This window comes from Pseudomonas sp. Bc-h, from assembly GCF_002080045.1.
Taxonomy (GTDB): Bacteria; Pseudomonadota; Gammaproteobacteria; order Pseudomonadales; family Pseudomonadaceae; genus Aquipseudomonas.
Genome location: NZ_MUIN01000011.1, coordinates 137,806 through 161,699, shown reverse-complemented (window position 1 = coordinate 161,699; position 23,894 = coordinate 137,806). Strand labels below are relative to the sequence as shown.

At 60.3% G+C, this 23,894-nt stretch carries 19 protein-coding genes; 14 read left to right on the top strand and 5 right to left on the bottom strand.

Features of this window, described 5'->3' with window-relative positions:
• Window positions 1–106 precede the first annotated feature (106 nt).
• The 7 genes from BWR59_RS21030 to BWR59_RS21000 all read left to right on the top strand — a co-directional run bounded on the left by BWR59_RS21030 (window position 107) and on the right by BWR59_RS21000 (window position 8,212).
• Window positions 107–640, top strand: coding sequence for a DUF2059 domain-containing protein (locus tag BWR59_RS21030; protein ID WP_081567560.1), 534 nt, complete (start codon window positions 107–109; stop codon window positions 638–640).
• A gap of 12 nt (window positions 641–652) precedes the next feature.
• The gene (locus BWR59_RS21025; protein WP_081567559.1) at window positions 653–949 is read left to right on the top strand and encodes a BolA family protein; all 297 of its coding nucleotides are present in this window, start codon (window positions 653–655) and stop codon (window positions 947–949) included.
• Window positions 950–1,210: 261 nt separating this feature from the next.
• Window positions 1,211–2,176, top strand: coding sequence for a rhodanese-related sulfurtransferase (locus tag BWR59_RS21020; protein WP_081567558.1), 966 nt, complete (start codon window positions 1,211–1,213; stop codon window positions 2,174–2,176).
• A gap of 36 nt (window positions 2,177–2,212) precedes the next feature.
• On the top strand, window positions 2,213–2,815 hold the full coding sequence (locus BWR59_RS21015) for a DsbA family protein (RefSeq protein WP_168184522.1): 603 nt from the start codon (window positions 2,213–2,215) through the stop codon (window positions 2,813–2,815).
• Between the two features lie 10 nt (window positions 2,816–2,825).
• Window positions 2,826–4,643, top strand: a complete 1,818-nt coding sequence (locus tag BWR59_RS21010; protein WP_081567945.1) for an ABC transporter ATP-binding protein — start codon at window positions 2,826–2,828, stop codon at window positions 4,641–4,643.
• Window positions 4,644–4,912: 269 nt separating this feature from the next.
• The gene (locus BWR59_RS21005; RefSeq protein ID WP_081567556.1) at window positions 4,913–7,378 is read left to right on the top strand and encodes an EAL domain-containing protein; all 2,466 of its coding nucleotides are present in this window, start codon (window positions 4,913–4,915) and stop codon (window positions 7,376–7,378) included.
• A gap of 36 nt (window positions 7,379–7,414) precedes the next feature.
• Window positions 7,415–8,212 (top strand): iron-containing redox enzyme family protein, encoded by a 798-nt coding sequence (locus BWR59_RS21000; protein WP_081567555.1) that lies wholly within the window; start codon window positions 7,415–7,417, stop codon window positions 8,210–8,212.
• Between the two features lie 4 nt (window positions 8,213–8,216).
• On the opposite strand, the gene BWR59_RS20995 is transcribed toward BWR59_RS21000, so the two are convergent.
• From BWR59_RS20995 to BWR59_RS20975, 5 genes are all read right to left on the bottom strand, one after another.
• Complete coding sequence (locus tag BWR59_RS20995; RefSeq protein WP_081567554.1) at window positions 8,217–9,143, bottom strand: GGDEF domain-containing protein; 927 nt, start codon at window positions 9,141–9,143, stop codon at window positions 8,217–8,219.
• 234 nt (window positions 9,144–9,377) lie between these two features.
• Entirely contained in the window at window positions 9,378–10,124 is a 747-nt protein-coding gene (locus BWR59_RS20990; protein ID WP_081567553.1) for a YciK family oxidoreductase, read from the bottom strand.
• Window positions 10,125–10,222: 98 nt separating this feature from the next.
• Window positions 10,223–10,894: an N-acetylmuramic acid 6-phosphate phosphatase MupP gene (gene mupP, locus BWR59_RS20985; RefSeq protein ID WP_081567552.1), complete on the bottom strand. Its 672-nt coding sequence runs from the start codon at window positions 10,892–10,894 to the stop codon at window positions 10,223–10,225.
• A gap of 3 nt (window positions 10,895–10,897) precedes the next feature.
• Window positions 10,898–11,596: a bifunctional 2-polyprenyl-6-hydroxyphenol methylase/3-demethylubiquinol 3-O-methyltransferase UbiG gene (gene ubiG / locus BWR59_RS20980; RefSeq protein ID WP_081567551.1), complete on the bottom strand. Its 699-nt coding sequence runs from the start codon at window positions 11,594–11,596 to the stop codon at window positions 10,898–10,900.
• 68 nt (window positions 11,597–11,664) lie between these two features.
• Entirely contained in the window at window positions 11,665–12,993 is a 1,329-nt protein-coding gene (locus BWR59_RS20975; protein WP_081567550.1) for a TRZ/ATZ family hydrolase, read from the bottom strand.
• Between the two features lie 168 nt (window positions 12,994–13,161).
• On the opposite strand from BWR59_RS20975, the gene mtnA reads away from it, so the two are divergent.
• From mtnA to cmk, 7 genes are all read left to right on the top strand, one after another.
• Complete coding sequence (mtnA, locus tag BWR59_RS20970; protein ID WP_081567549.1) at window positions 13,162–14,238, top strand: S-methyl-5-thioribose-1-phosphate isomerase; 1,077 nt, start codon at window positions 13,162–13,164, stop codon at window positions 14,236–14,238.
• A 305-nt stretch (window positions 14,239–14,543) separates the two neighbouring features.
• Window positions 14,544–17,336: a DNA gyrase subunit A gene (gyrA, locus tag BWR59_RS20965; protein WP_081567548.1), complete on the top strand. Its 2,793-nt coding sequence runs from the start codon at window positions 14,544–14,546 to the stop codon at window positions 17,334–17,336.
• A gap of 130 nt (window positions 17,337–17,466) precedes the next feature.
• A complete protein-coding gene (gene serC / locus BWR59_RS20960; RefSeq protein WP_081567547.1) occupies window positions 17,467–18,552 on the top strand; it encodes a 3-phosphoserine/phosphohydroxythreonine transaminase in 1,086 nt (361 codons plus the stop codon).
• Complete coding sequence (gene pheA, locus BWR59_RS20955) at window positions 18,552–19,646, top strand: prephenate dehydratase (protein ID WP_081567546.1); 1,095 nt, start codon at window positions 18,552–18,554, stop codon at window positions 19,644–19,646. Before serC ends, pheA begins: the two co-directional genes overlap by 1 nt.
• 132 nt (window positions 19,647–19,778) lie before the next feature.
• Window positions 19,779–20,891, top strand: a complete 1,113-nt coding sequence (gene hisC, locus BWR59_RS20950; RefSeq protein ID WP_081567545.1) for a histidinol-phosphate transaminase — start codon at window positions 19,779–19,781, stop codon at window positions 20,889–20,891.
• Window positions 20,892–20,931: 40 nt separating this feature from the next.
• Entirely contained in the window at window positions 20,932–23,139 is a 2,208-nt protein-coding gene (locus BWR59_RS20945; protein WP_230982064.1) for a bifunctional prephenate dehydrogenase/3-phosphoshikimate 1-carboxyvinyltransferase, read from the top strand.
• The gene (gene cmk / locus BWR59_RS20940) at window positions 23,136–23,825 is read left to right on the top strand and encodes a (d)CMP kinase (protein WP_081567544.1); all 690 of its coding nucleotides are present in this window, start codon (window positions 23,136–23,138) and stop codon (window positions 23,823–23,825) included. Before BWR59_RS20945 ends, cmk begins: the two co-directional genes overlap by 4 nt.
• Window positions 23,826–23,894 lie beyond the last annotated feature (69 nt).

Below are 23,894 nucleotides of genomic sequence, written 5' to 3'. Positions count from 1 at the left end.
GCGCCGATTCGACCGCTCGTAGCGGCGGGGGTTGAGCGCGGGGCGAAAAGGGGCGCAGAATGTGCGGCCTTGGGGTTCAGCCTCGCCTGCTAGATAAGGAAACTCGATGACCCGTCTTCGCGCCATCTGTGCTGCGGTCGCCCTGGTGTGTGCCAGCGGCCAGGCTCTCGCCGCCACCCCCAGCCATGAAGCCAGTGCTGTAGCCTTCCTCAAACTGGCTCACGCCGATCAGTTGGGTGCGCCTATCTACATGCAAGCGCAGCAAATGTTCGCCCAGCGTTTCGCCGAAACCAAAGCCCCCGACTCCAAGAAAGCCGTACTGGAAAAGTATCAGGCTCAGGCCAACGCCGCTCTGGACAAAGCCATTGGCTGGGACAAGCTGCAGCCTGACATGGTCAAGCTCTACACCGACAACTTCAGCGAACAGGAGCTGAAAGATCTGGTGGCCTTCTATCAGTCGCCTCTGGGCAAGAAAGTCCAGGCCAAGATGCCGCAGATCAGCCAGCAATCGTTCCAGATGACTCAGGAAAAACTGCAACCTGCAGTGCCTGTGGTCACCAAGCTGCTGGAGTCCATGACCAACGAACTGGCGCCGGCTGGCAAAGCCGCTGCACCGGCCGCTCCGGCCAAGAAGCCATAAGCGAAGCCTGACATGAGCATGCAACAGCGAATCGAATCCGCGTTGGCGGTCTTTCAGCCCGAGTACCTTCAGGTGCTCAATGAAAGCCACATGCACAGTCGCGGCTCGGACACTCATTACAAAGCGGTTGTGGTCAGCGAGCAGTTCGCTGGCCTTAACGCCGTAAAGCGTCACCAGAAGGTCTACGGCCTGCTCGGTGGCCTGATGGGTGAGTTCCACGCCCTGGCGCTGCACACTTACACCCCGGACGAATGGGCGAAACTGGGCGCCGCGCCTGCGTCGCCGACCTGTGCCGGGGGGCATGACTGAGTCGTTCAGCTCGGTCAACGCTCTCTCCCGTAGCAGTCCGGCTTGCCGGCGCTTGGCGTCCTCGAGATTGCCGCCGCCGGCAAGCCGGACCGCTACAGGGGCCACTCTTTTGACCCACATCAACCCCCCGCTGATCCACCACCCTGTCGGCTCCCCTCCGATTTTTGCTAGAATCCGCGCCGCGCTGCCTGGTCGGCACGCTTTTACCTGAATCATTCATCCGGTAGGCCCTTTGCGAGGGTCACCACCTGGAGACGCAACATGACCCAAACCGCACCCATCGTCGTCGCGGCGCTGTACAAATTCGTCACCCTTTCGGACTACGTCGAGATGCGCGAGCCATTGCTCAACGCGATGATCGACAACGATATCAAAGGCACGCTGCTGATCGCTCAGGAAGGCATCAACGGCACGGTTTCCGGTAGTCGCGAAGGCATCGACGGGCTGATGGCCTGGCTCAAGAACGACCCGCGCATGGACGACATCGACCATAAAGAGTCGTACTGCGACGATCAGCCGTTCTACCGCACCAAAGTCAAACTCAAGAAAGAAATCGTCACCCTCGGCGTCGAAGGCGTTGACCCGAACAAGGCGGTCGGCACCTACGTCGATCCGCAGGACTGGAACGCCCTGATCGCAGATCCGGAAGTGCTGCTGATCGATACCCGTAACGACTACGAAGTGTCCATCGGCACCTTCGAAGGCGCCATCGATCCGAAGACCACGACGTTTCGTGAGTTCCCCGAGTACATCAAGGCCAACTTCGATCCGGCGAAACACAAGAAAGTCGCGATGTTCTGCACCGGAGGCATTCGTTGCGAAAAAGCCTCGAGCTATATGCTGGGCGAGGGTTTCGAAGAGGTTTACCACCTCAAGGGCGGCATCCTCAAATACCTTGAAGAAGTGCCACAGGAAGAAAGCCAGTGGCGCGGCGACTGCTTCGTGTTCGACAATCGCGTGACCGTGCGCCACGACCTGACCGAAGGCGACTACGATCAATGTCATGCCTGCCGTACCCCGATCAGCGCCGAGGACCGCGCCAGTGAGCACTACTCGCCGGGCGTCAGTTGCCCGCATTGCTGGGACTCGCTGAGCGAGAAGACCCGTCGCAGCGCTATCGACCGTCAGAAGCAGATCGAACTGGCCAAGGCGCGCAATCAGCCGCACCCCATCGGTCGCAACTATCGCCTGCTGGACGCCAACGAAACGCAAACCAACGAGGCCTGAGCCATGCACGCCCGCCTGCTTTATGTGATGGACCCGATGTGTTCATGGTGCTGGGGCTTTGCGCCAGTGGCCGAAGCGTTGGTCGAGCAGGCGAGGGCGGCGGGGTTGCCGTTGCATCTGGTGGTAGGCGGCCTGCGCACCGGCAGCGGCGCGGCGCTGGAACCGACGACCAAACGCTACATTCTCGAACACTGGCAGGCGGTGCAGAACACCACGGGTCAGTCGTTCACGTTCGAAGACGCCCTGCCCGACGGGTTTGTCTACGACACCGAGCCTGCCTGCCGTGCCGTTGTTGCGGCGCGCAGCCTGGCACCGGACATTGCCTGGAAATTGGTCAAGGAAATCCAGCAGGCCTTCTATGTGCAGGGGCGTGACGTCACTCAGGCGTCGGTGTTGACGGAACTGGCGGAAAAGGCCGGTTTGCCCCGCATCGAATTCGCCGGCGCTTTCGACAGTGCTGAACAGCATGCCGCCACGGCCTCTGATTTCTCTTGGGTGCAGGACTTGGGCATCGCCGGATTTCCTACGCTACTCGCCGAACGCAACGGCCAACTGGCATTGCTGACCAACGGCTATCAACCTCTGGAAGAACTCGCGCCGTTGCTCAGCCGTTGGCTGGAGCGCGCAGCCTGTGCGTGATTCCGTCGACATAGAACGTCCGGGATCGCCCAAGTCCGGGGCAGGCCGGCTCGACCGTCTGGACTGGGCGCAGATCCGTCGCCTTGCGTTGCATCACAAAAAGGCTCTGTGGATTGCCAATGGCGTCGCGGTCATGGCGGTGCTCTGCTCGGTGCCCATTCCGTTGCTGCTGCCGCTGCTGGTCGACGAAGTGCTGCTGGGCAAAGGTAATTCGGCGCTGATTTTCATGAATCAGTTCCTGCCGGAAAGCCTGCATAAACCGGTGGGCTATATCGGCCTGATGCTGGTTACCACGCTATGCCTGCGTCTGGGCGCTCTGCTGTTCAACGTGATTCAGGCGCGGCTGTTCGCCGGCCTCTCCAAGGACATCGTCTATCGCATCCGGACCCGACTGATCGAACGCCTCAAGCGTATTTCTCTCGGAGAATACGAGAGCCTGGGCAGCGGCACGGTGACCGCGCATCTGGTGACCGATCTGGATACGCTGGACAAGTTTGTCGGCGAGACCCTCAGCAAGTTTCTGGTCGCGATGCTGACGCTGACGGGCACGGCAGCGATTCTGGTGTGGATGCACTGGCAGTTGGCGCTCTTGATCCTGTTGTTCAATCCGCTGGTGATCTACGCCACGGTGAAGCTGGGCAAGCGGGTCAAACACCTGAAGAAGCTGGAAAACGACAGTACCTCTCGTTTCACCCAGGCCCTGACCGAAACCCTGGACGCGATTCAGGAAATTCGTGCCGGTAACCGTCAGGGCTATTTCCTCGGTTTGCTGGGGTTGCGCGCGAAGGAAGTGCGCGACTACGCAGTGGCGTCGCAGTGGAAAAGCGATGCATCGGGGCGTGCCAGCGGGCTGCTGTTCCAGTTCGGCATCGACATCTTCCGCGCGGCAGCGATGCTCACCGTGCTGTTCTCCGACTTGTCCATCGGCCATATGCTCGCGGTCTTCAGTTATCTGTGGTTCATGATCGGCCCGGTGGAACAACTACTCAATCTGCAATACGCCTTCTATGCTGCCGGTGGTGCGCTGACCCGCATCAACGAACTGCTGGCCCGCGCTGACGAGCCTCAGTACGAAGGGCGGGTCAACCCGTTCATCGGCCGCGAAACGGTGAGTATCGATGTGCGCGGGCTGTGCTTCGGTTACAACGAAGAATGGGTGCTCGATCATCTCGATCTTACGATCACACCCGGCGAGAAGGTCGCCATTGTCGGCGCCAGCGGCGGAGGCAAGAGCACGCTGGTGCAACTGCTGTTGGGGCTCTACACCCCAAAGGCCGGGACCATCCGCTTCGGTGGCGCCAGCCTTGAAGACATTGGCCTGGAAACCGTTCGCGAAAACGTCGCTGTGGTGCTGCAGCATCCGGCGCTGTTCAACGACACCGTCCGCGCCAATCTGGCCATGGGCCGCGAACGCAGCGATGAAGCCTGTTGGCAGGCACTGGAAATCGCTCAACTGGACGCCACGATCCGTGCGCTGCCGCAAGGGCTGGACAGCGTGGTAGGGCGTTCGGGGGTGCGGCTTTCAGGCGGGCAGCGTCAGCGTCTGGCGATTGCACGCATGGTGCTCGCCGACCCCAAGGTGGTGATTCTCGACGAAGCGACCTCGGCCCTGGACGCCGCCACCGAGTACAACCTGCATCAAGCCCTGAATCGTTTTCTCAGTGGCCGAACCACCCTGATCATTGCTCACCGTCTCTCTGCGGTGAAGCAGGCCGATCGCGTTCTCGTCTTCGATGGTGGCAGCATTGCCGAGGATGGCGACCACCAGCAACTGATTGCTGACGGCGGCCTCTACGCACGGCTTTATGGTCACCTGCAACAGCTTTGATACATCTTGTCGGTTTTTCGCATAGCAAGTCTGAAATGGCGTATCGCCAGTGGAACACGTCAATTCTTGGGCTATGCTTGAGCCGTGTGCTTGAGGAAAGTGTGAAAAGCGTCATATTTACGTCTCTTCATTCCCGCGTTTACACAGCGGTCATGTACAAGACGTAGGCAGTAACCCGCTGAATCGTGGAAATTAGCCGAGTCCCTTGTAGGTCAGGAGGTAGCCTGATTGAGGGAGTGAGTACTGGCAGTGCTGATGAAAGGGACACCATGAAGCAAAAGCGGATCCTCGAGAAGCCCCGTCTTCTGGGCATCGTTTGGCCATTTATCGCTGTGGTACTGCTACAGGCGTTGCTGGGCTGCGTCAGCCTTTACATGATGTCGGCCGTGCGCAGTTACGTCGGAGGGGAAAGCCTCTGGTCCAAGGGGCAGAAGGACGCGATCTACTATCTGAATCTCTACGCCAACAGCCGTGATGAGATCAACTACATGAAATACCAGCAGGCCATCGCCATCCCTCAGGGCGGGCATGATCTGCGAGTGGCAATGGATCAACCGGTTCCGGACATCGCACGCGCCAATGCAGGCATTCTGCAGGGTGGTAACCATCCCGACGATGCTCAGGGCATCATCTGGCTCTATCTCAACTTCCGGCATTTCAGCTATCTGGAGAAGGCCATCGATCTGTGGAAGATCGGTGACAACTACCTGGTGCAGCTCGATGAAGTCGCCCGGGAGATGCACGACCGCATCCTCGAAGGCAGTGCCACCAACGCCGATGTACTGGCCTGGCGGCAGCGAATAAATGCAATCAACGAAGGCGTGACCCCGGCTGCCATGGCCTTCAGCGATGCGCTGGGCGAGGGGTCACGGGTCATCTTGCGAATTCTGCTGGTGGTCAACCTGACCACTGCGGTGTTTCTGATCATTCTGGCGCTGCTGCGCACTCACAAGCTGCTGGAACAACGCCACGCCTTTGCCACCGCCTTGCAGATGGAGAAGGAGCGGGCGCAGATCACCCTGGAATCGATTGGCGATGGCGTCATCACCACGGACGTCGATGGTTCGATCGCCTACATGAATCCGGCGGCCGAGCACATGACCCACTGGAAGAACGAACAGGCCGCTGGTTTGCCGCTGGCCGCGCTGTTCAATCTGCTGGATGAAAACGACCAGAAAGACAGCTCGACGCTGATCGAGCACATTCTGGGCGGCAAACTGGGCGGCGGCAGCGAAAACTCCAAGCTGATCCAGCGGCTGGACGGCAGCACGGTTTCGGTGGCGCTGGTGGGTTCTCCGATCCGTACCGAAGGCAAAGTCAGTGGCGCCGTGCTGGTGCTGCACGACATGACCCAGGAGCGGCAGTACATCGCCAACCTGTCATGGCAGGCGACTCACGACGCGCTGACGGGCCTGGCGAACCGCCGAGAGTTCGAATACCGGCTGGAGCTGGCGCTTAACGGTCTGGCGCAGAAGCCCGGTCGTCATGCGGTGATGTTCCTCGATCTGGACCAGTTCAAGCTGGTCAACGACACCAGTGGCCATGCCGCTGGGGACGAATTGCTGCGGCACATTTGCGCGCTGCTGCAACAGGGCATTCGCGAGGGCGATACCTTGGCGCGGCTGGGCGGTGACGAGTTCGGGATTCTGCTGGAGCACTGCCCGCCGGAAGCTGCGGAGAAGATTGCCGAGGGCCTGCGCCAGACCGTCGAAACGTTGCATTTCGTCTGGAAGGGCCGGCCATTCGTGACCACCATCAGCGTTGGTCTGGTGCATATTTCCGACGTGCCAACGACCCTCGAAACGTCGCTGCGTGCCGCCGACATGGCTTGCTACATGGCCAAGGAAAAAGGCCGCAACCGGGTTCAGGTCTATCACGACGACGATTCGGAGCTGTCGACGCGGTTCGGCGAAATGGCCTGGATTCAGCGCTTGCACATGGCCCTGGAAGACAACCGGTTCTGCCTGTACTCCCAGGAAATCGCTGCCTTGAGCCGCGATGCCGGGCACAGTAACGGTCACGTGGAAATCCTGCTGCGCCTGCGCGACGAATCAGGCCGGATGATCCTGCCCGACAGTTTCATTCCCGCCGCCGAGCGCTACGGGATGATGACCACCCTGGATCGATGGGTCGTGCAGAACGTATTCAAGATCATCGCCGATTGCCTGAACGACAATCACCGGACCGGGCCCATGGCCACTTGCGCCATCAACTTGTCCGGCACCAGCATCGGTGACGACGCTTTTCTTGAATATTTGCGACAGCAGTTCCAGATCTACGCAATACCTCCCGAACTTATCTGTTTTGAAATCACCGAAACCAGTGCGATCGCCAATTTGGGCAGTGCTATTCGGTTCATTAACGAACTCAAGAGTCTGGGATGCCGTTTTTCACTGGATGACTTCTGTGCAGGCATGTCGTCATTCGCGTACTTGAAGCATTTGCCTGTGGATTTCCTGAAGATCGATGGCAGTTTCGTAAAAGACATGCTCGACGACCCGGTCAACCGGGCGATGGTGGAAGTGATCAACCATATCGGGCACGTAATGGGCAAACAGACGATCGCCGAGTTCGTCGAAAGCCCCCAGATAGAGCAGGCGTTATTGGAAATCGGTGTGGACTACGCTCAGGGGTACGTTATCGAGCGACCGCAATTATTCACCTGTGAATGTCTGCACGCACGGCCCGCGAGGCAGACCCCAATGTTGTTCAGCGCACCCGGGACTTTTCGCTGAACGACCCCGATGCAACACCACATAAGGAGCTACACAGTGATCGATATGTTCATAAGAACCGGTCCGCTGATGGATGCCAGCAGTTACCCCGTTTGGGCACAGCAATTGATCAACGATTGCAGTGAGGCCAAGGCACGCGTGGTAGGGCATGAACTTTATCAACGTATGAGAGATGGGCGGCTCAGTTCGAGAACCATGCGCCAGTATTTGATTGGTGGATGGCCTGTTGTTGAACAGTTTGCGGTCTACATGGCGCATAACCTGACCAAGACCCGTTTTGCCCGTCACCCGGGCGAAGACATGGCGCGTCGCTGGCTGATGCGCAATATTCGGGTTGAACTCAATCATGCCGATTACTGGGTAAACTGGAGCGCGGCCCATGGGGTCACGCTGGAAGACCTGCAAGCGCAGCGCGTTCCGTCAGAGTTGCACGCACTCAATCACTGGTGCTGGCACAGCTGTTCGTCGGAGCCTCTGGTCGTCGCGATCGCAGCCACCAACTATGCCATTGAAGGGGCGACCGGCGAATGGTCGGCTGTCGTATGTTCGCAAGAGACATACGCAGATATGTTCCCGCCGGATCTGCGCAAGCGCGCCATGAAGTGGCTGAAAATGCATGCGCAATACGATGACTCCCACCCCTGGGAAGCCCTGGAAATCATTTGCACCCTGGCGGGCAACAACCCCAGCGAGCAATTGCAGGCAGACCTCAGAATGGCGATCTGCAAGAGTTACGAGTACATGTACCTGTTTCTGGAACGCTGCATGGTTCTGGAGCGGCCTCAGGAAGCGGCGGCACCCTCGCGCGAGCGTCGGTTCGCGGTTCGGGCCTGAGGCTTCAGCCCGCCATTTCGAGGCGGTTGCGGCCCTGGCGCTTGGCTGCATAGAGGGCGGTGTCGGCGCGACGCACCAGGCTGTCGGGAGATTCTCCCGGCAGCAGCGTCGAGCAGCCCAGGCTGACAGTCAGTTCCACCGGCCGGCCATCGACCGGATAAGTGAGTTGCAGTGCCGCGTTGCGCAGGCGTTCGCCGACCAGCGCGGCTGACTCACGACCGGTATTGGTCAGCACGATCAGAAATTCCTCCCCGCCAAATCTGAAGACCTGATCGATGTTGCGCAGACGATCCTTGATCGCATCCGCCACAGCCCTCAGCACTTCATCACCCGTGGCATGGCCGTGGGTGTCATTGATCCCCTTGAAATGATCGATATCGAGCATCAGCACCGACAGAGGCTGTTGCTGGCGCCGAGCGATTTCCCCCTCGCGTGTCAGCGACTGCTCCATGGCGATGCGATTGCCCGCGCCGGTTAGTGGGTCGCGCAGCGCACTCAGGCTCGCATTGCGATAAAGCAGGGCGTTGCGAAGGGGAAACAGCAGGCTGGCCAGCAACGATTCGAGATGCGAGAGCTCTTCTTCGGTGAAGCGCTTGTCGCGATGGAAGACCAACTCGCCCATCTGCTCGCCTTCATGGGTCATGCAGTAACTGGCGTTGTGACGCGAGCGTTCGCCGAATTCCAGACGCAGATCCGTGCCCAGATGCTTGTAGTTCAAGGCGTTGAGCGGGATGAACTGCTGCACGCTGTTGAAGAACATGCCCAGAATCTTGTCCGCTTCCAGGCTGGTCTGTAATTGCAGACCAAGGCGGCGCTGCAATTGCTCGTAATTCAGAGGTTGTGGCGCAGGACTGTGCGCAGCTGCGAACCCAAAGCGTTGCAGCCTGGCACTGTCAAAATCGATGGCGTTCGTTCTTGTTGGAAAACTCATGTTTTCGCTCCTGCGCCTCTCTTCGGGCTCGATGTCGACAGAGCGAAAGTCATGCCAAGTTGGCTGTCATGCTGGATAGTCATACAAATCAAGTAGTTGCAAATTAAAAGCGCCGACGGGGTGATCGCCAGCGCCTTGGAATTGACTAACGTACCGATTTACAAGCGAAGGGACTACAAAGAGGCGACGGAAAACCGCCGAGGGGATGAAAGGCGTATCAGGGCCACGCGCTCACTATTTCTTCTGAGCGTCGAACGCCTGGCCATTGATGCCTGCACTGTCAGAGCCCATCAGGTACAGGTACACCGGCATGATCTCTTCGGGCGTCGGGTTGCTCAGCGGGTTTTCCGCCGGGTACGCCTGCGCACGCATGTCGGTGCGGGTGGCGCCGGGGTTGATGCTGTTGGCGCGTACCGGGGCCACTCCGTCCACTTCATCGGCCAGCGTCTGCATCAGGCCCTCGGTGGCGAACTTGGACACCCCATAGGCGCCCCAGTAAGCACGGCCCTTGCGACCCACGCTGCTGGACGTGAAGACCACCGACGCATCCTGGGACAACTTGAGCAGCGGCAATAGGGTTGCGGTGAGCATGAACGTTGCGTTGACGTTGATGTGCATCACCCGCATGAAGTTCTCGCCCGACAACTGCTCGATCGGCGTGCGCGGGCCGATGATCGAGGCGTTGTGCAGCAAACCGTCGAGTCGCCCGAATTCAGCCTCGATCATTGCTGCCAGTTCGTCGTACTGATGGGGCAGCGCGGTTTCCAGGTTGAAGGGGATCACCACCGGCTGTGGATAACCCGCAGCCTCGAGTTCGTCGTAGAGCGCGGTCAGGTTCGACTCGGTCTTGCCCAGCAACAGCACCGTTGCGCCATGTGCGGCGTAGGCTCTGGCGGCCGCGGCGCCGATGCCCCGACCGGCTCCGGTGACCAGAATGACACGATCCTTGAGCAGTTCGGGGCGAGCGGAGTAGTTGAACATGGGGCCTCGTCAAATAGCTGAGTAGCGCCGATCGGGCGATCATGCCCACGCGGAGCGTGGGAACGATCATTCAAGCCGTGGCGGCAACGGTGTATAGGTCAGCAGCCGCAGAGCGCGTTATCCAGCACCTTGCGCAGTTCCAGCGGGTGATCCACCACCACATCGGCACCCCAATGGTTCGGGTTGTCGTGGGGATGAATATAGCCATAGCGCACGGCGGCCGTTCGGGTACCGGCATCGCGACCGGACTCGATGTCCCGCAGATCGTCACCCACGAACAACACGCTGGCCGGGTCCAGGTCGAGCATCTTGCACGCCAGCAGCAGCGGTTCCGGATCCGGTTTGCTCTTGGTCACGTGATCCGGGCAGATCAGCACTGCCGAGCGCTCAGCCAGCCCCAGTTGCTCCATGATTGGCTGGGCGAAACGCACCGGTTTGTTGGTGACCACCCCCCAGATCAGCTTTGCCTTCTCGATGTCGGCCAGCAGTTCGGCCATGCCGTCGAACAGCTTGCTGTGTACGGCGCAGTCCTTCTGATAGCGCTCCAGAAACTCCAGGCGCAGGGCCTCGAATTCCGGCTCGTTGGGCGACAGCGCAAAGGCCGCCGAGACCATCGCCTTGGCGCCACCGGAAATCTCGTCACGAATCAGCTTGTCATCCACCGGCGCAAAGCCGCGCTCGGCGAGCATGGCCTGACAAATGGCGATGAAGTCCGGCGCGGTGTCGAGCAGGGTGCCGTCCATGTCGAATAGAACTGCTCTCAAACGCATGGATCAGGCCCCCCGCAGCGTCTGGATCATGTAGTTCACATCGACGTCGCTGGCCAGCTTGTAATGCTTGGTCAGGGGGTTGTAGGTCAGGCCGATGATGTCCTTGACCTCAAGGCCCGCATTCCGGCTCCACGCGCCCAGCTCGGAAGGGCGGATGAATTTCTTGAAGTCATGGGTGCCGCGCGGCAGCAGGTTCATGATGTATTCGGCGCCGATGATGGCGAACAGATACGCCTTCGGATTGCGGTTGATGGTGGAGAAGAACACCTGGCCGCCCGGTTTGACCATCTTGTAGCAGGCACGAATCACCGACGAAGGATCCGGCACGTGCTCCAGCATCTCAAGACAGGTCACCACGTCGAACTGCTCGGGCATTTCTTCGGCCAGAGCCTCGGCGGTGATCTGGCGATATTCGACGCTGACGCCGGATTCGAGCTGATGCAACTGCGCGACCGCCAACGGCGCTTCGCCCATGTCGATACCGGTCACGGTGGCGCCGCGCAAGGCCATCGCTTCACTGAGAATGCCGCCGCCGCAACCGACGTCGAGGACCTTCTTGCCAGCCAGACTGACGCGCTCGTCGATCCAGTTGACCCGCAGCGGGTTGATGTCGTGCAGCGGCTTGAACTCGCTGTTGCGATCCCACCAGCGATGGGCCAGGGCTTCGAATTTGGCGATTTCAGCGTGGTCGACGTTGCTCATGTGTGATCCCTCTAAACTTTAAATTCGGTGTTCGGTCACGGCCTGCGGCCATGACGGCGCTAAAAGAGTCAGGCTTTGCCGGCGATACGATTGCCCCAGGCCTTGGCGGTTCGGGTCAGCGCTTCTTCGTCCATGCGAGTCAGGCGCTTGCCTTCAAGCAGCTGTTTACCGGCGACCCAGACATGGCTCACGCAGTCGCGGCCAGTGGCGTAGATAAGCTGGGACACCGGATCGTAGATCGGCTGCTGCGCCAGGCCGGTCAGATCGAAGGCGACCATGTCCGCCGCCTTGCCGATCTCCAGGGACCCGGTGAGATCTTCGATGCCCATGGAGCGCGCCCCATTGAGTGTTGCCATGCGCAGCGCCCTGTGGGCATCCAGCGCGGTGGCGGAGCCGGCGACAGCCTTGGCCAGCAGCGCAGCGGTTCGGGTCTCCCCCAGAAGATCCAGATCGTTGTTGCTGGCGGCGCCATCAGTCCCGATCGCGACATTGACCCCAGCCTGCCACAGTCGCTCGACCGGGCAGAAGCCGCTGGCCAGTTTCAGGTTCGATTCCGGGCAATGAATCACGCTGGAATTGCTTTCTACCAACATCGCCAGATCATCATCGCTGATCTGCGTCATGTGCACGGCCTGGAAGCGCGGGCCCAGCAGGCCCAGGCGTTGCAGGCGCGCCAGCGGGCGCTCCTGACGCTGCTGTACCGCTTCATGCACTTCAAAGGCCGTTTCGTGGACGTGCATGTGAATCATCGCGTCCAGCTCGTCGGCGATCACCCGGATCTTCTCCAGGTTTTCATCGCTGACGGTGTACGGCGCGTGGGGCCCCATGGCGATCCTGATGCGGTCGTGGTGGGCCAGATCGTTGAACAGCTCGACGCCGATGTGCAGGGATTCGTCGGCGTTGCGCGCACCGGGTATCGGGAAATCCAGCACTGGCACGGTGATCTGTGCCCGAATGCCACTGTTGTGGACGCGTTCGCAAGCGATCTTCGGGAAGAAATACATGTCAGAGAAGCAGGTGATGCCGCCCTTGATCTGTTCAGCGATGGCGATATCGGTGCCGTCGCGGACGAACGCTTCATCGACCCATTTGCTCTCGGCGGGCCAGATATGGTCCTGCAGCCAGCTCATCAGCGGCAGATCGTCGGCCAGGCCGCGAAACAGCGTCATCGCCGCATGCCCGTGGGCGTTGATCAGGCCGGGGCTGAGCAGCATGCCGGGCAATTCATGAACTTCGCGGGCGTGCTGTCGCAGTGCTTCAGCCCTGGGGCCGATATAGACGATCAGGCCATCGCGAATGCCGATACCGTGCTGCTGCAGAACGACGCCAGCGGGTTCGACCGGTACCAGCCACTCAGGCAGGAGGAGTAGGTCGAGCGGGGCGGCGGAGTCGGGCATGGGGCGAGCATCCAATGGCTTATTACAGGGACGGCGAAGTATACCCGAGCGTCTTGGCGGGCGGCTCGCTATAATCGGCGGCTTTTTCAGCTGCTGGCTATTTGATTTCAGGCTTCGGTCGGGTGGATTCAGGGTTTGGCTTTTCAAAATCATCATGTGGGGTGTGCGATGCGCGATCGATTATTGGCTGCGGAGAAAGTAAAGGCCATCGATTGGCGGGACGGCACGCTGTATCTGCTGGATCAGCGAGTGTTGCCGTTCGAGGAAACCTGGCATCCCTATGACAATGTCGGCGCGGTGGCCGAGGCCATTCGCACGATGGTCGTGCGTGGCGCGCCGGCCATTGGCATCAGCGCCGCTTACGGCATTGTGCTGGCTGTTGTTGACCGTTATGCGGCAGGTGGCGACTGGCAGATGGCGCTGGAAGAAGATTTCGACATGCTGGTCAACGCTCGGCCCACTGCAGTCAATCTGTTCTGGGCAGTGAATCGCATGCGTGAGCGCCTGTACCGGCTCAAGGATCACGAAGACCCTCGCAAGGCGATGGAGGTCGAGGCGGTGGGGATTCACCTCAGCGATCGCGAAGCCAACCTGACCATGGCGCAATTGGGCGCCGAACTGATTCGCAAACATCAGGGCAATCTGCAGACCGTGCTGACCCACTGCAACGCAGGGGCCCTGGCTACCGGTGGTTTCGGCACCGCGCTGGGCGTGATTCGTGCGGCCCATATAGAAGGCATGATCGAGCGCGTCTACGCCGACGAGACCCGCCCTTGGCTGCAAGGCTCGCGACTGACGGCCTGGGAACTGGTCAATGAAGGCATTCCGGTCACCGTGAACGCAGACTCCGCCGCCGCGCATCTGATGAAGACCAAAGGCATTACCTGGGTCATCGTCGGTGCCGACCGCATCACTGCCAATGGCGATGTCGCCAACAAGATCGGTACCTATCAACTGGCGGTCGCCGCCATGCACCACGGCGTGCGCTTCATGGTGGTCGCGCCGAGTTCGACCATCGACATGAATCTGCCCAGCGGCGAGGACATTCCCATCGAAGAGCGCGATGGAAAGGAGCTGCTGGAAGTCGGCGGTCAGCGATTGGGGGCAGAGGTCGATGCCTTCAATGCCGTTTTCGACGTGACGCCAGCGGACCTGATCGACGTGATCGTGACCGAAAAAGGCATCGTCGAACGCCCTGACACAGCAAAAATGGCACAGCTGATGTGCCGTAAGCGTCTGCATTGATCCCTCCCTGATGAGTCATACCGCCTGTCCGGGGAGGCGCTACCGGGCCCTGTAAGCGCTTCTCAGGGCCCTACTGGCGAAATGGCTCATTTTCAGCGCTCTCAAAGGCTTCGTGCCTGACGGCGATTGTGGTAACATCCGGCGGTTTCCAAGGGGGCGCATTGCGGCCCTCTTTACTGCGCAAATCCATGGCTTAACTCGCTGATTTGTCGTAAGTCGTTGCTAGGCAATCGCCAGCAGCGACGAGCTTCGTTCATCCCGGATGGATGAACGAGGTTTCACCAGAAAAAGGAATCAGGCTTCTCATGGGCGAACTGGCCAAAGAAATCCTCCCGGTCAATATCGAAGACGAGCTGAAGCAGTCCTACCTCGACTACGCGATGAGCGTCATCGTCGGACGAGCTCTGCCCGATGCGCGCGATGGCTTGAAGCCCGTGCACCGGCGTGTACTGTTCGCAATGAGCGAACTGGGTAACGACTGGAACAAGCCGTACAAGAAATCCGCTCGTGTGGTCGGTGACGTCATCGGTAAGTACCACCCGCACGGCGACACGGCTGTCTACGACACCATCGTACGTATGGCCCAACCCTTCTCCCTGCGCTACCTGCTGGTAGACGGCCAGGGCAACTTCGGTTCCGTGGACGGCGACAACGCCGCGGCCATGCGATACACCGAAGTGCGCATGACCAAGCTGGCGCACGAGCTGCTGGCCGACCTGCACAAGGAAACCGTCGACTGGGTGCCTAACTACGACGGCACCGAGCAGATCCCGGCGGTCATGCCGACCCGTATCCCGAACCTGCTGGTCAACGGTTCCAGCGGTATCGCCGTGGGCATGGCGACCAACATTCCGCCACACAACCTCGGTGAAGTCATCGACGGCTGCCTGGCGCTGATCGACAACGGCGACCTGACCGTCGACGAGTTGATGCAATACATCCCGGGCCCGGACTTCCCGACAGCTGCGATCATCAACGGTCGTGCCGGCATCGTCGAAGCCTACAAGACCGGCCGTGGCCGCATTTACATGCGCGCCCGTTCGATCGTCGAAGACATCGACAAGGTCGGCGGTCGTCAGCAGATCGTCATCACCGAGCTGCCGTACCAGCTGAACAAGGCGCGTCTGATCGAAAAGATCGCCGAGCTGGTCAAAGAAAAGAAACTCGAAGGCATCACCGAACTGCGTGACGAGTCCGACAAGGACGGTATGCGCGTGGTCATCGAGCTGCGTCGTGGCGAAGTGCCTGAGGTCATCCTCAACAACCTCTATGCCCAGACCCAGCTGCAGAGCGTCTTCGGTATCAACATCGTTGCGCTGATCGACGGCCGCCCACGGATCCTCAACCTCAAGGACCTGCTGGAAGCCTTCATCCGTCACCGTCGCGAAGTGGTAACCCGCCGCACCGTGTTCGAGCTGCGCAAGGCCCGCGAGCGTGGTCACATTCTCGAAGGTCAGGCGGTTGCCCTGTCCAACATCGACCCGGTGATCGAGCTGATCAAGGCGTCGCCGACCCCGGCCGAAGCGAAAGAAGGTCTGATCAACACGCCGTGGGAATCGAGCGCTGTGGTGGAGATGGTCGAGCGCGCAGGCGCCGAGTCGTCCCGTCCGGAAAATCTCGATCCGCAATACGGCCTGCGTGACGGCAAGTATTTCCTGTCACCGGAACAGGCTCAGGCGATTCTGGAACTGCGTCTGCACCGTCTGACCGGTCTGGAGCACGAAAAACTGCTGACCGAGTATCAGGAAATCCTGACTCAGATCGGCGAGCTGATCCGCATCCTCAACAGCTCCACGCGCCTGATGGAAGTCATCCGCGAAGAGCTGGAGCTGATCCGCGCCGAATACGGTGACGTGCGCCGCACCGAAATCCTCGATGCGCGTCTGGACCTGACCCTGGGTGACATGATCCCGGAAGAAGAGCGCGTCGTGACCATCTCTCACGGTGGTTATGCCAAGACTCAACCGCTGGCCGTGTACCAGGCTCAGCGTCGCGGCGGCAAAGGCAAGTCGGCCACCGGCGTCAAGGATGAGGATTACATCGCTCACCTGCTGGTCGCCAACAGCCACACCACGCTGCTGATGTTCTCCAGCAAGGGCAAAGTGTACTGGCTCAAGACCTACGAGATTCCGGAAGCGTCCCGCGCTGCCCGTGGCCGTCCGCTGGTCAACCTGTTGCCGTTGAGCGAAGGCGAATACATCACCACCATGCTGCCGGTGGATCTGGAAGCCATGCGCAAGCGGGCTGACGAAGAAGAGGCAGAAGGCGCCGAGTCGGACATCGAAGACATCGAGAATGCCAACGAGACCGAAGAAGAGCGCAAGGCGCGTATCAAGGCAGCAGACAAGAAGAAGGCACCGTTCATCTTCATGTCCACCGCCAACGGTACCGTCAAGAAGACCCCGCTGGTGGCTTTCAGCCGTCAACGCAGCGTCGGTCTGATCGCGCTCGAGCTGGACGAAGGCGACATCCTGATTTCTGCGGCCATCACTGATGGCGAACAGGAAATCATGCTGTTCTCCGACGGTGGCAAGGTCACTCGCTTCAAGGAATCCGAAGTTCGCGCCATGGGCCGTACCGCGCGCGGTGTGCGTGGCATGCGTCTGCCGGAAGGGCAGAAGCTGATTTCCATGCTGATCCCCGAAGAAGGCAGCGAGATTCTCACCGCTTCCGAGCGCGGTTATGGCAAGCGCACCGCCATCACCGAGTTCCCTGAATACAAGCGTGGCGGTCAGGGCGTTATCGCCATGGTCAGCAACGACCGTAACGGCCGCCTGGTGGGCGCAGTTCAGGTGCAGGACGGCGAGGAAATCATGCTGATTTCCGACCAGGGCACTCTGGTTCGTACCCGTGTCGACGAAGTGTCGAGCCTGGGCCGCAACACTCAGGGTGTGACCCTGATCAAGCTGGCCAAGGACGAAAAACTGGTTGGCCTGGAGCGTGTTCAGGAGCCTTCGGAAGTCGAGGGCGAAGAACTGGAAGGCGAAGAGCTGTACGGTGAGGCGATTGAAGGCGAGGTCGTGAACCTGTCCGATGCCGACGAATCGGCCAGCGATCTGCAAGCCGACGCTGCCGACGAAGAAGAGCCGCAGGACTGATAGACGTTGTAACGGGGGCCTTTTCTGGCCCCTTTTTGGCTCTGGCCAAATCTGTAGCAGTCTGGCTGGTCGCGCCGCCCGGCTGCACTGCTACGGTGTTTTCGAATTCAACGAGTTGACGAGAGTGGATATGAGCAAGCGAGCCTTTAACTTCTGCGCCGGCCCTGCCGCGCTTCCTGAAGCTGTTCTGCTACGCGCCCAGGCCGAGATGCTGGACTGGCATGGCAAGGGCTTGTCAGTGATGGAAATGAGTCATCGCAGCGATGATTACACCGCCATTGCCGAGAAGGCCGAGCAGGACCTGCGTGAGCTGCTGTCCGTACCCTCCAACTACAAGATTCTGTTCCTGCAAGGTGGTGCCAGCCAGCAGTTCGCCGAGATCCCGCTGAACCTGCTGCCGGAAAACGGCACGGCCGACTACATCGAGACCGGCATCTGGTCGAAGAAGGCCATCGAGGAAGGGCGTCGTTTCGGCACTATCAATGTTGCCGCCAGCGCCAAGCCATTCGACTATCTGGCGATCCCGGGTCAGAACGAGTGGAACCTGACCAGGAATGCAGCCTACGTGCACTACGCCTCAAACGAGACCATTGGTGGTCTGCAGTTCGACTGGGTGCCTGAGACCGGTGACGTTCCGTTGGTTGTCGACATGTCTTCGGACATCCTCTCGCGTCCGATCGACGTCTCGCAATTCGGCCTGATCTACGCTGGCGCACAGAAGAACATCGGCCCGAGCGGCCTGGTGGTAGTCATCGTTCGTGAAGACCTGCTCGGCCGCGCCCGCAGCAGCTGCCCGACGATGCTCGACTACAAGGTATCGGCCGACAACGGTTCGATGTACAACACCCCGGCCACCTATTCCTGGTACCTCTCGGGCCTCGTGTTTGAGTGGCTCAAGGAGCAGGGCGGCGTCGATGCGATGGAAAGACGCAACCGCGCCAAGAAAGACCGTCTCTACGGCTTCATCGACAACAGCGACTTCTACACCAACCCGATCAGCCACAACGCCCGTTCGTGGATGAACGTGCCGTTCCGCCTGGCCGATGAGCGCCTGGACAAGGCGTTCCTCGCCGGTGCCGATGAGCGTGCTCTGCTCAATCTCAAGGGTCACCGCTCGGTCGGTGGCATGCGCGCCTCGATCTACAACGCGTTGGGTCTGGACGCAGTCGAAGCGCTGGTGGCCTACATGGCCGAATTCGAGAAGGAACACGGCTGATGTCTGAACAAGAGCTCAAGGCGCTGCGCGTTCGCATCGACAGCCTGGACGAGAAAGTCCTGGAGTTGATCAGTGAACGGGCACGCTGCGCGCAGGAAGTGGCGCGGGTGAAGATGGCCGAACTGGCGGAAGGCGAAGAGCCGATCTTCTACCGTCCCGAGCGTGAAGCCGCAGTGCTCAAGCGTGTCATGGAGCGTAACCGTGGCCCGCTGAGCAACGAAGAGATGGCGCGTCTGTTCCGCGAGATCATGTCTTCGTGCCTCGCGCTGGAGCAGCCGCTCAAGGTCGCTTATCTGGGCCCTGAAGGCACCTTCACCCAGGCCGCTGCGCTGAAACACTTCGGCCACGCGGTGATCAGTAAGCCGATGGCGGCGATCGACGAAGTGTTCCGTGAGGTGGCTGCCGGTGCCGTCAACTTCGGTGTGGTCCCGGTGGAAAACTCCACCGAAGGTGCGGTCAACCACACACTGGACAGCTTCCTCGAACACGACATGGTCATCTGTGGCGAAGTCGAGCTGCGTATTCACCACCATCTGCTGGTGGGAGAGAATACCAAGACCGACAGCATCAGCCGTATCTACTCCCATGCCCAGTCGCTGGCCCAGTGCCGCAAGTGGCTGGATGCGCACTATCCCAACGTCGAGCGTGTCGCGGTTTCCAGCAACGCCGAGGCGGCGAAGCGAGTGAAGAGCGAGTGGAACTCCGCCGCCATCGCCGGTGACATGGCCGCTGGTCTGTATGGCCTGTCGCGCATTGCCGAGAAGATCGAAGACCGTCCCGACAACTCGACACGCTTCCTGATGATCGGCAATCAGGAAGTGCCGCCGACGGGTGACGACAAGACCTCGATCATCGTATCGATGAGCAACAAGCCTGGCGCTCTGCATGAGTTGCTGGTGCCTTTCCATGAGAACGGAATCGACCTGACCCGTATCGAAACCCGACCTTCACGCAGCGGTAAATGGACCTACGTGTTCTTTATCGATTTCGTCGGGCATCACCGGGACCCGCTGATCAAGGCGGTACTGGAACGAATCAGTCAGGAAGCAGTGGCACTGAAGGTGCTGGGTTCCTATCCGAAAGCAGTGCTCTAAGGCTCCGATTGCCTCTGTAGCACTCCGCCTTGTCGGCGGTCGCGCCTGTAAGATCGCGACCGCCTGCAAGCCGGACTGTTGCGGGGGGCTGAGTTTGCGCGATTGTTGTTCTATTTAGAGGTAAAGCGGTAAATGAGCGGCGACTTCCTCGCGCTGGCACAGGCTGGCGTGCAAAAACTATCGCCTTACGTTCCCGGCAAACCGGTGGACGAATTGGCGCGTGAACTGGATATCGATCCGGCTCGCATCATCAAGCTGGCCAGCAACGAAAACCCGATGGGCGCAAGTCCCAAGGCGCTCGCTGCGATCCGTGAAGCGCTGGATGAATTGACCCGTTACCCCGACGGCAACGGTTTCGATCTCAAGCAGCGCCTGTCCGTTCGCTACGGCGTCAATGCCAACCAGGTCACTCTGGGTAATGGCTCCAACGACATCCTTGAAATCGTCGCCCGTGCCTACCTGGCGCCGGGGCTTAATGCGGTATTCAGTGAGCACGCATTCGCGATCTACCCGATCGTCACTCAGGCCGTTGGTGCTGACGCGCGCGTAGCGAAGGCCAGGAATTGGGGGCACGATCTGCCCGCGATGCTCGCCGCCATCGACAGCAATACGCGGGTGGTCTTCATCGCCAATCCGAATAACCCGACCGGGACCTGGTTCGGGCCCAATGCGCTTTCGGACTTTCTCGCCGAGGTGCCCAAAGACGTATTGGTCGTGCTGGACGAGGCGTACATCGAATACGCCGCAGGCGCCGAATTGCCGGATGGCCTGAAATTCCTTGCTGCTTATCCGAATCTGCTGGTTTCGCGTACCTTCTCCAAAGCCTTTGGGCTTGCGTCGTTGCGTGTCGGGTATGCGTTGTCATCCCCGGTGGTGGCTGACGTGCTGAACCGCGTGCGCCAGCCGTTTAACGTCAACAGCTTTGCTCTGGCCGCCGCTTGTGCCGCGCTGGATGACACCGATTACGTGGCCGAAAGCCGTCGGCTGAACGAAGCTGGCATGCAGCAGATGGAAGAGGGTTTGCGTCAGTTGGGGCTGGGCTGGATTGCGTCCAAGGCCAACTTCATCGCTGTCGACCTCGGTCGTGAAGCCGCCTCTGTCTACGACGGGCTTCTGCGCGAGGGCGTCATCGTGCGTCCGGTTGCGGGCTATGGCATGCCGAATCACCTACGGGTGAGCATCGGTCTGCCTGCTGAAAACAGCCGTTTCCTCGAAGCGTTGAGCAAGGTTCTGGCGCGTGGTTGATGTCATGGCTAATGTCACGGCAGTGCAATCCACTGTGCCTATGATCGGTCGCCTGGTGGTGGTCGGCCTCGGTTTGATCGGGGGTTCGTTCGCCAAGGGTTTGAAGGAAAGCGGCCTGTGCCGCGAAGTGGTCGGCGTCGACCTCGACCCGCAATCGCGCAAACTGGCCGTCGAACTGGGTGTCGTCGATCGCTGTGAAGACAATCTTGCTGCGGCCTGTGTCGGTGCCGATGTCATTCAATTGGCCGTACCGATCCTGGCCATGGAGAAACTGCTGGGTGTGCTGGCAAAGCTCGACCTCGGTGATGCCGTGCTGACAGACGTTGGCAGCGCCAAGGGCAATGTCGTGCGCGCCGCGCGTGAAGTGTTTGGCGCGATGCCCGCGCGTTTCGTGCCTGGCCACCCGATTGCAGGCTCTGAGCAGAGCGGGGTAGAGGCATCCAACGCTCAGCTGTTCCGTCGTCACAAGGTGATCCTGACTCCGTTGCCTGAAACCGATCCCGACGCTCTGGCGCTGGTCGATCGGATGTGGTCCGCGTTGGGCGCCGACGTCGAGCACATGCAGGTCGAGCGCCATGACGAAGTGCTGGCAGCGACCAGTCATTTGCCGCACCTGCTGGCATTCGGTCTGGTGGATTCGCTGGCCAAGCGCAACGAAAACCTTGATATCTTCCGGTACGCGGCGGGCGGTTTTCGCGACTTCACCCGCATCGCAGGCAGCGATCCGGTGATGTGGCATGACATCTTCCTCGCCAACCGCGAGGCCGTGCTGCGCACTCTGGATACGTTCCGAAGCGATCTGGATGCACTGCGAGATGCAGTGGATGCCGGGGACGGCCATCAGTTGCTCGGCGTTTTCACCCGCGCCCGTGTAGCCCGCGAGCATTTCGGAAAGATTCTGGCCCGGCGCGCCTATGTTGAAAAAGCGTGCGCTGAGGAAATGACTTTCATTGCTCAGCCAGGTGGCCGTGTCAGGGGACAGATCCGCGTTCCTGGTGATAAATCGATTTCTCACCGTTCGATCATGCTGGGCTCGCTGGCTCAGGGAGTCACCGAAGTCGAAGGCTTCCTTGAAGGCGAAGATGCGCTGGCGACCTTGCAGGCGTTCCGCGACATGGGTGTCGTGATCGAGGGGCCGCATCATGGTCGCCTGACGATTCACGGCGTGGGTCTGCATGGCCTGAAGCCGGCGCCGGGTCCGATCTACCTCGGTAACTCGGGGACTTCCATGCGCCTGTTGTCCGGCTTGCTGGCAGCACAAAGCTTCGACAGCGTGCTGACCGGTGACGCGTCGCTGTCCAGGCGCCCGATGGAACGAATCGCCGAGCCGTTACGGCAGATGGGCGCGGTCATCGAGACGGCAGCAGACGGTCGTCCGCCGCTGACCATTCGCGGTGACAAGTCTCTCAAGGGCATCAGCTACGTCATGCCGGTGGCCAGTGCCCAGGTCAAATCCTGTTTACTGCTCGCCGGTCTGTATGCGCAAGGCAAGACGACCATCACCGAGCTCGCGCCCACGCGGGATCATACCGAACGCATGCTGCGTGGTTTTGGCTACCCCGTTGCAGGCAATGGCGCGACGGCGGCGGTGGAGGCGGGCGCTACACTCACGGCGACCCGCATCGAAGTCCCTGCAGACATCTCGTCGGCGGCCTTCTTCATGGTGGCGGCGTCGATAGCCGAGGGTTCAGATCTGCTGCTCGAACATGTCGGCGTCAATCCGAGCCGCACCGGGGTGATCGACATCCTGCGCCTGATGGGCGCGGACGTTTCCGTGCAGAATCTGCGCGAAGCGGGTGGCGAGCCGGTGGCCGATCTGCGTGTTCGTCATGCGAAGCTCAAGGGGGTCGTGATTCCCGAGGCGCTGGTGCCGCTGGCGATCGACGAGTTTCCGGTGCTGTTTGTCGCTGCGGCCTGTGCCGAAGGGCGCACGGTGTTGCGCGGGGCGCAGGAACTGCGCGTCAAGGAGTCCGATCGCATCCAGGCCATGGCCGATGGTCTGACAACACTGGGTATAAAGGTTGAACCGACCGCCGATGGCCTCATTATTGAAGGCGGGTCGATCGGTGGCGGTGAAGTCGACGGCCATGGCGATCATCGTATCACCATGGCTTTCAGTATCGCGTCGTTGCGCGCTGCAGCCCCGATCCGCATTCGGGACTGCGCCAACGTGGCGACTTCTTTCCCCAATTTCCTGACGCTTTGTGGTCAGGTGGGTATTCGTGTAGCGCAAGAGGGGCAATCGTGAAAGCTCAAGCTCCGGTCATTACGATCGACGGACCAAGCGGTTCTGGAAAAGGGACGGTGGCCGGATTGCTGGCCAAGCGTCTGGGTTGGTGCCTGCTGGATTCCGGCGCACTTTATCGCCTGCTGGCCTTCGCTGCCCGCAATCACGGCGTCGACCTGACCAATGAAGAAGCGCTCAAGCTTCTTGCTGCGCACCTTGATGTCCAGTTCGAAGCGGCCACCGACGATCACGGTCAGCGCATCATTCTGGAAGGTGAAGACGTGACCCTGGCGATCCGCAACGAGCAGATCGGCAGCGGCGCTTCTCAGGTTGCATCACTGCCTGCGGTGCGGGAAGCATTGCTGCAGCGCCAGCGGGCTTTTCAGGAGTTTCCGGGCCTGATCGCCGATGGCCGCGACATGGGAACGGTGGTGTTTCCAGCGGCGCCCTTGAAGGTTTTTCTGACCGCCAGTGCCGAAGAGCGTGCCCGTCGCCGATATTTGCAGTTGAAGGGCAAGGGGGACGATGTTAGTCTGTCGAGTCTGCTAGATGAGATACGTGTCCGTGACGAACGCGACACCCAGCGAGCGGTAGCCCCGCTCAAGCCGGCGCATGACGCCATTCAGCTGGATTCCACCGAATTGTCCATCGAGCAGGTGCTGGAACGCATCCTGAGTGAAGTCGCGCTTCGCGATATCGCTGGATGACCAGGAAGCCATGTGGGAGACCAGTCATAGTCCCGCAGGCTTTCTTTCATATGAACGAAACCCACGTTG

Coding starts and splice junctions, on each gene's coding strand:
- BWR59_RS21025 (WP_081567559.1), top strand. CDS start 653: ATGAGCATGCAACAGCGAATCGAATCCGCGTTGGCGGTCTTTCAGCCC.
- BWR59_RS21030 (WP_081567560.1), top strand. CDS start 107: ATGACCCGTCTTCGCGCCATCTGTGCTGCGGTCGCCCTGGTGTGTGCC.
- hisC (WP_081567545.1), top strand. CDS start 19,779: ATGAGCGGCGACTTCCTCGCGCTGGCACAGGCTGGCGTGCAAAAACTA.
- gyrA (WP_081567548.1), top strand. CDS start 14,544: ATGGGCGAACTGGCCAAAGAAATCCTCCCGGTCAATATCGAAGACGAG.
- pheA (WP_081567546.1), top strand. CDS start 18,552: ATGTCTGAACAAGAGCTCAAGGCGCTGCGCGTTCGCATCGACAGCCTG.
- serC (WP_081567547.1), top strand. CDS start 17,467: ATGAGCAAGCGAGCCTTTAACTTCTGCGCCGGCCCTGCCGCGCTTCCT.
- BWR59_RS21015 (WP_168184522.1), top strand. CDS start 2,213: ATGTGTTCATGGTGCTGGGGCTTTGCGCCAGTGGCCGAAGCGTTGGTC.
- BWR59_RS20995 (WP_081567554.1), bottom strand. CDS start 9,143: ATGAGTTTTCCAACAAGAACGAACGCCATCGATTTTGACAGTGCCAGG.
- BWR59_RS21020 (WP_081567558.1), top strand. CDS start 1,211: ATGACCCAAACCGCACCCATCGTCGTCGCGGCGCTGTACAAATTCGTC.
- mupP (WP_081567552.1), bottom strand. CDS start 10,894: ATGCGTTTGAGAGCAGTTCTATTCGACATGGACGGCACCCTGCTCGAC.
- ubiG (WP_081567551.1), bottom strand. CDS start 11,596: ATGAGCAACGTCGACCACGCTGAAATCGCCAAATTCGAAGCCCTGGCC.
- BWR59_RS20975 (WP_081567550.1), bottom strand. CDS start 12,993: ATGCCCGACTCCGCCGCCCCGCTCGACCTACTCCTCCTGCCTGAGTGG.
- BWR59_RS20990 (WP_081567553.1), bottom strand. CDS start 10,124: ATGTTCAACTACTCCGCTCGCCCCGAACTGCTCAAGGATCGTGTCATT.
- BWR59_RS21005 (WP_081567556.1), top strand. CDS start 4,913: ATGAAGCAAAAGCGGATCCTCGAGAAGCCCCGTCTTCTGGGCATCGTT.
- BWR59_RS20945 (WP_230982064.1), top strand. CDS start 20,932: ATGATCGGTCGCCTGGTGGTGGTCGGCCTCGGTTTGATCGGGGGTTCG.
- mtnA (WP_081567549.1), top strand. CDS start 13,162: ATGCGCGATCGATTATTGGCTGCGGAGAAAGTAAAGGCCATCGATTGG.